We start from the raw sequence: 6201 nt of genomic DNA on the forward strand, positions 1-6201 counted from the left end.
CGTTCAGAGAAGGGATTTTTGTTGAATCTGATTTCTGGATTAACGGCATATTGCTTGTTTGCGTATAAGCCGCAGATGTTTGGGAAGAATGCTTTGGCGGCTGCTAAATAGAGGGGGCTTATCCCGAACTCAGGTTAGTTAGCGTAATCGGGAATGAAATTGCCGCTGGGCTCGCGTAGGATGCGCCAGTCATATAAATCGCTTAACACCTGCGCCTGCATGATTTCTGCCGTCGCGCCGCTTGCCGCAATTTTCCCCTGCTTCATCAGCACAACGAAATCGCTGTAATGCGCGGCAAGATTGATATCATGCAGTACCATAATTACGGCGGGTTTGGGTGCGGTCAATAAGCGCAGCTGCTTCATCAAATGATGCTGATGGCGGATATCCAAATGGTTGGTCGGCTCGTCCATAAGCAGGATTTCTGCTTCCTGCAATAAGGCGCGGACAATGGCTGCACGTTGTTTTTCTCCGCCCGACAAGGTTTCCAAACGCTTGTTTTTCAAGCCATCCAATTCAAAAATTTCCAGCCATTGCATCGCTCGCTGCCGATTCGAGGCAGGGCTTTGCCGATACCAAGCAAGACGCGGATAATGCCCCATTAATACGTATTCTAAGACCGTCATCGGCAACTGAAAATTTTCATGCTGCCCGACCCAAGCGCACCGCCCTTGTTTTAAAGCCAGCCGAAAAGGTTTTCCGCGCCAAATAGTCGCGGGCGATTGCAAGAGTTGTCTTAACAGGGTAGATTTTCCTGCGCCGTTCGCGCCGATAATGGCGCTGATGCAATGATCCGGAAAACGGATTGCCGGCACATCTAAAATGACCCTTGTTCCTTTGCTTATCCGACCATGAGAAAACTGTAGGGACATTATTCGCGCCCTCTGTCCATAATCAGCCACAAGAAAAAAGGCCCGCCCAAAATCGAAATCACAATCCCGACAGGAAAATCAACCGGATAGACGACCCAACGTGAAAAAGTATCTGCTATCAATAAAAATACGGCTCCCCATAATGCCGACAAGGCAATCAGACGGCTACGCCCGCCGCCAATCACTCGCGCCAGCACATTGGGCACCATCATCCCCACAAAGCCGATAATGCCCCCTAAAGAAACCGCCGCTCCAGTCATCATCGAGGCGCCGACAATCGCTAAAGTCCGCGTTTTGGCAACGGTAATGCCCATGGTTTGCGCTGCCTCATCGCCCAGCAGCAAGCAATCCAGTTGCCGCCCAAGAACGATTAACAATAAGCCCCCCGCAGCAATAGCGCTGCCGGCATAGGTCAGAGAAACAAAACCGGCTTCAGCAAAACTGCCCGCCAGCCATGTCATTGCACCGCGCAAAGCCATATCATCCGACATAAATAAAATAAGACTTACCACAGCAGCGCATAAACTGCTCAAAACAAAACCCAAAACGAGCAGTCCATATTTGCCGCCGCCGACCCAGCGATGAAGAAACAACAATAACAAACAAACGCTTAAAGCGCCCAAAAATGCCGCCAGCGGCACACCGATACCGCCCCAGCCCATGGCAATCATCACGACGACACCGATTGCCGCGCCTCCCGAAGTACCAATCAAACTCGGATCGGCAAGCGGATTTTCAAACAAGGCTTGCAAAGCCGAACCGCTGGCAGACAGAGCAGCGCCTACCAATAATGCCACGGTGATGCGCGGCAAACGGATTTGCAGCATAATTTCTTCAACGTTCAGCGGATCTTGCCACGTTCCCTCACCTACTCCGGCACAGAAAAAAATTAAGGGCGCCAGTATCAGCAAGGGCAACAAGAAAGGTTTTAACATATTTTTATCATAAACTTACACAACATCAGCGCGCCAATTGATACAGGTTTTGAATGCTTTCGGGCGTATGCAAGCCATAACGCAAAAACTCATCGGAATACCAAAAAACGATTTTGCCGTTTTGCGCCGCAGGACTGGCGGACAATTCAGGGCGGGCAGCCAGTTTTTCTGCTCCGCCGAGGATTTCTTCATTATGTTTGGCAATAATGACGATATCAGGCTTTGCCGCCAACCAGGCTTCCCGCGACAAAGGTTTAAACCCCTCCACGCCATCAGCCGCATTAATGCCGCCCGCCAATCGAATTAAGCTATCCGCCACCGTGCCGCGTCCGGCAACATAGCGTCCGTCATAGCTGAGCAGGTAACGTTTGCCGCTTGCCGGCTGCGCTTTTAAAGCGGTTTTGAATTGATGCGCCAAGACCGCCGCCTGTTCTTCTTTATCAATCAATTCTCCGATACGGATAATGCTGTTTTGATAATCTTCAATCGTTTCACTCTCTTGTACATTTTCCGCCACAATGCCGCTTTGTCTGAGATTGGCGTAAATATTGGGCGGCATCGCCATAAAACTGCCGATAACCACATCAGGTTTCTGCGCCATAATCGGCTCTACAGACAAGGTGCGGTAAAAACCAATCGTCTCTTTACCCTGATAAAGCGGGTTATGGTTATGGTCATGCACGGCGACCACCTTATCTGCCGCTCCCAGCGCAGCCACAATATCGGCGCTGTCAGGCGTCAGCAACACAATCCTCTGTGCCCAAGTGAGTTGAGCGAACGACAAGGCACAAAAAGCTAATACGACCATTTTCTTCATATCGTTACCGCGCAGCATTCCAATCAAAAAAACCAAATATAATCGGCATGCCGCATATCCACTTCACTGCCTTCCTCGGTCAGCAACAGCGTTTTCACACCATCCGAAAAGCCCGCATCCTGCAAAAACAAAGGCACGCCCAACTGCTTGGAAACATGAATGTTTCCTGCAATAAGCCATGCCGGTTTGGGCGCATTCAATAAGACCGTGCTCATTTTAAAATCTTTATATTGCTGCAGCGAGACCAAGTCTTGCGGACTGCCGTGATGCGCATCCATTAATTGAGCCAAACTATCGCGCACCGCCGGATGGCCGCTGCGCAGACCTTGAGGCATAAAGCGGCTTTGATTTGACAATTCTTGACGCGAAGGACTGCCCGCCAACAGCGGCGCTTTTTGCTCTAACAAAGCATAGATTAAGGATTGATATTGCGACCAATCCCAGCGCATATTCCAATTAATTTTCTCGGCTAAAGAACGTTTTCCCGTGCTGCCGCCACTGTGCAAATAGGCTTGCATATCGCCTACAGCCTGCTGCTGCTCAGGCACCAACATTTCCAAAACCACACTGCCCTTTGCGCGCGCTTCCGCCGTCTGCCGCAACAACCATTCCTGAGCGGCATGATGCGCCGCATTATCATGCTCCTCGCCGATCAATACGATTTGCGCCTGCGACAGCATCTGCGCCAAGTGGCTCGGCGAAAGACTTTGACCGCTTTGGGTATCGATAATCCGCCCCAAGGGTTCGGCGCAGACCGCCTGCAAAACAAGCGTAAACATTAAAACAAATTTTTTCATTATCTTCCTAGGTAAATCCATACAAGCCGAAATCCCGCGCACAGCAATTCCGCATCCATTCAAATCATCAGAATAAACAATTCCATATGATTTGAATAAATATTCAGTCAAAACAGCCTAAAATTGCATCATAAAACCTGCATAGAAAGTTCTGCCGCGCCCTGTGCCTTTATTCGCCCAATCCGATTGCGCTCCCGTATTGCCCGTGCCTAATGTGCCGCCGCTGCTCAGCGGATAGTTATAGACCGTATTAGTCAGATTATCAATATTGAAAAACAATTTGGCATTTTTACTCATATCATATTTGGCATATAAATCATAAACATTTTGCCCGCCTTTCACTTTAGTCGCCGTAGGAAGGCCGGTATCGGTATCCACGCCCGCAGGGATGGTATCATCTCCCATGCGCGTTAAGCGCGCGCCGACAATTAATTTATTATCCAACCAGCGCGTACCGAGATCGACCGCTAACTGGCTGCTCGGTTGCGTACGAATCGTGCTGACCGTATCTGCCAAATAATCTATCGGCAAATCCGTTTTATTGCGACTATAAGCGATATTGATATAAGCGCGGTCAAAATCATAACCGCCTTCTATTTCCCAGCCGCGGATTTTAGTCTTATTCGGCATATTGAAAAAAATTCCGACAGGGGAAACATCCATATCGCCGTTTAAATAATCATCCATACTGCATTTCGTATGGTCATCGCAGACATAAAATTGATCTTGGAAAATATAATTTTTTATACGGCTAGTAAAATAATTTACTTTCAAACGCGCCGTATCATTATGGGTAAATAAGCCTTGTTTAAAGATATTAAAGCCGATATCGTGATTATGCGACGTCTCGCTTTTCAAATAAGGATTAACCGAGTAGGGATTATTATTGATATTATTCACATACATAAATTCCTGCACGGTCGGCGCACGGCTAGTATGCGCATAAGTGCTATACAGCTGCAACCAATCATTTGCCTGATATGCCAAAGAAAAATAGGGATTGAGATGACTTTCTTTATGAGAGAAATCCACATTGCCGCCGGCAGGAAACACAATCGCGCCGTTATCGAATGTTTCGGGCAAGAAACCGCCGTAACGGTAGCGCTCGTAACGAAGCCCGCCCCCTAAAGTCCATTTGCCGTGCTGAAATTCGGCTTCAGCAAACAGATTGCCCGTCTGCTGATAACCTTTGGCTAAAATGCCGTGGTAATGCGGCAAATCCGCATCACGCTCTTTAGAGCCGTAACGCGTGCGTTGGATTTTTGCGCCATAATCAAAACTTAAATCCGCCTTGCCGATTTCAAACACGCTACGGTTAGTCAAACTAAACTGCCAAGTCGGATTATACGTCTGGCGGTTTTGATAGCCGTTATCATGGTCTTCCTTGGCAAAATATTGCCGCGAATCGCCGTAAGAAATATCCGCACGCAAATCGATTTTGTCGGACAGCGGATTGTAGCGATATTGGAATAAGCTGCTATTGGTTTTCACATCAATCGGCGTATGGTTATTCGTGCTGCGGCTTTGATTGGCAATATGGCTGAAATTAAAATGATGATAGCGATTAGGCGCATACTCCAATTTGCCCATAAAATTCTGCGCATGCACGCCGCTTTCCATCGCAGCATTGTCATTCAAACCATCGCCGGCAATCATCTCGCCCGCACCGTTGCGATAACCGCCCTTAACCTTGCCGCCATATGCCGCCAAGACGCCGAACGAACCTCCATTGTCAAATTGCTGCCGATGCGCCACCGCCGCCATACCGTTTGTGCCGTAACCATTACTGCCATGCCGCAAAATCAGACGACCGCCAAAGGTATTGTCCCCTTGTACCAAATCGATAGGCGCCAATGTGCGAAAATTCACGCTCCCGCCCAATGCGTTGCCACCCGAATTGCCATGCGACAAACCGCGCTCGACTTCCGCACCCGCTATAAAATCTTCATTGATATAGACCGTATTGCCATTCCAACCATGCGCCGGATTGGTCTGATAAAAGGTTTGGCTGACGCCGTCAATACTGGCGTTTACCCGCCCCGCCCCTTCAAAACCGCGCAAATTGACCGCAATACCGCCCTGCCCGATATCATGCTGCGTAAATAAACTAGGGCTGCTGCGCAAGACTTCATTCAAATCGCGCCCGGTTTCGTTTTTTGCAATCACGGACACCGCAGCGGGTGTTGTATAAGGCTGATTGATGTAATCAGCACTAACATTAATCTCAGACAAGTGGATAACGGCTTTAGCAGCCTCTTCCGCCCACACTGAAGAACAGGAACAAACTAATGTCAATAAAGTAAAGTATTTCATTTTATTTGGTTTTTATTAAAGTTATATTAATTGTAATCCAAATAAAAATAATTATCAAGTAGTGATAAAAAATAAAGAAAATATTCCTTTGCCAATCAAATTGTAGGCGGAATGCTAAGTAAAGATTGTTTTTCAGGGGAATTGGGCAAATGTTTCTTAATCTTTACAGGTCTTAAGCAAGCAAAACGACAATGTATTCGGAGGGCTCTAGACTATAGTCAAAGAAATCAAAAAGAGTTACAAATTCACAGGAAGTAAAAGAATAGTTTATCGATGCAATCTAAGCGCCAATCCTTGCGTTTACGTTTAAGCCAAGCCCACATTTCCTCGATTGGGTTCAGATCCGGACTGTATGGCGGCAGCCATAAAATATGATGTCCCGCATCTGCGATAAGCTGTTGGGTATCCTGTCTTTTGTGAAAGCTGGCATTGTCCATAATAATGACGCTGTTTTCAGGCAATTGTGT

At 47.7% G+C, this 6201-nt stretch carries 6 protein-coding genes and 1 pseudogene; 1 reads left to right on the forward strand and 6 read right to left on the reverse strand.

Features of this window, described 5'->3' with window-relative positions; all coding sequences use genetic code 11:
• A pseudogene (locus ACJHVI_RS04390) lies at nucleotides 1-111 on the forward strand (IS982 family transposase); the annotation flags it as partial.
• 23 nt (nucleotides 112-134) lie between these two features.
• On the opposite strand, the gene ACJHVI_RS04395 reads toward ACJHVI_RS04390, so the two are convergent.
• The 6 genes from ACJHVI_RS04395 to ACJHVI_RS04420 form a co-directional block, all read right to left on the reverse strand.
• A complete protein-coding gene (locus tag ACJHVI_RS04395; RefSeq protein ID WP_483183417.1) occupies nucleotides 135-872 on the reverse strand; it encodes an ABC transporter ATP-binding protein in 738 nt (245 codons plus the stop codon).
• Entirely contained in the window at nucleotides 872-1807 is a 936-nt protein-coding gene (locus tag ACJHVI_RS04400) for a FecCD family ABC transporter permease (protein ID WP_483183418.1), read from the reverse strand. Before ACJHVI_RS04400 ends, ACJHVI_RS04395 begins: the two co-directional genes overlap by 1 nt.
• A 25-nt stretch (nucleotides 1808-1832) precedes the next feature.
• Nucleotides 1833-2624: a heme/hemin ABC transporter substrate-binding protein gene (locus ACJHVI_RS04405; RefSeq protein WP_483183419.1), complete on the reverse strand. Its 792-nt coding sequence runs from the start codon at nucleotides 2622-2624 to the stop codon at nucleotides 1833-1835.
• A 23-nt stretch (nucleotides 2625-2647) separates the two neighbouring features.
• Nucleotides 2648-3421 (reverse strand): ChaN family lipoprotein, encoded by a 774-nt coding sequence (locus ACJHVI_RS04410; protein ID WP_483183421.1) that lies wholly within the window; start codon nucleotides 3419-3421, stop codon nucleotides 2648-2650.
• Between the two features lie 117 nt (nucleotides 3422-3538).
• The gene (locus ACJHVI_RS04415; protein WP_483183423.1) at nucleotides 3539-5653 is read right to left on the reverse strand and encodes a TonB-dependent receptor domain-containing protein; all 2115 of its coding nucleotides are present in this window, start codon (nucleotides 5651-5653) and stop codon (nucleotides 3539-3541) included.
• A gap of 326 nt (nucleotides 5654-5979) precedes the next feature.
• Nucleotides 5980-6201 (reverse strand): transposase (locus ACJHVI_RS04420; protein WP_483183424.1); only part of this gene is annotated, 222 nt, incomplete at its 5' end.

It is taken from the genome of Suttonella sp. (assembly GCF_056855035.1).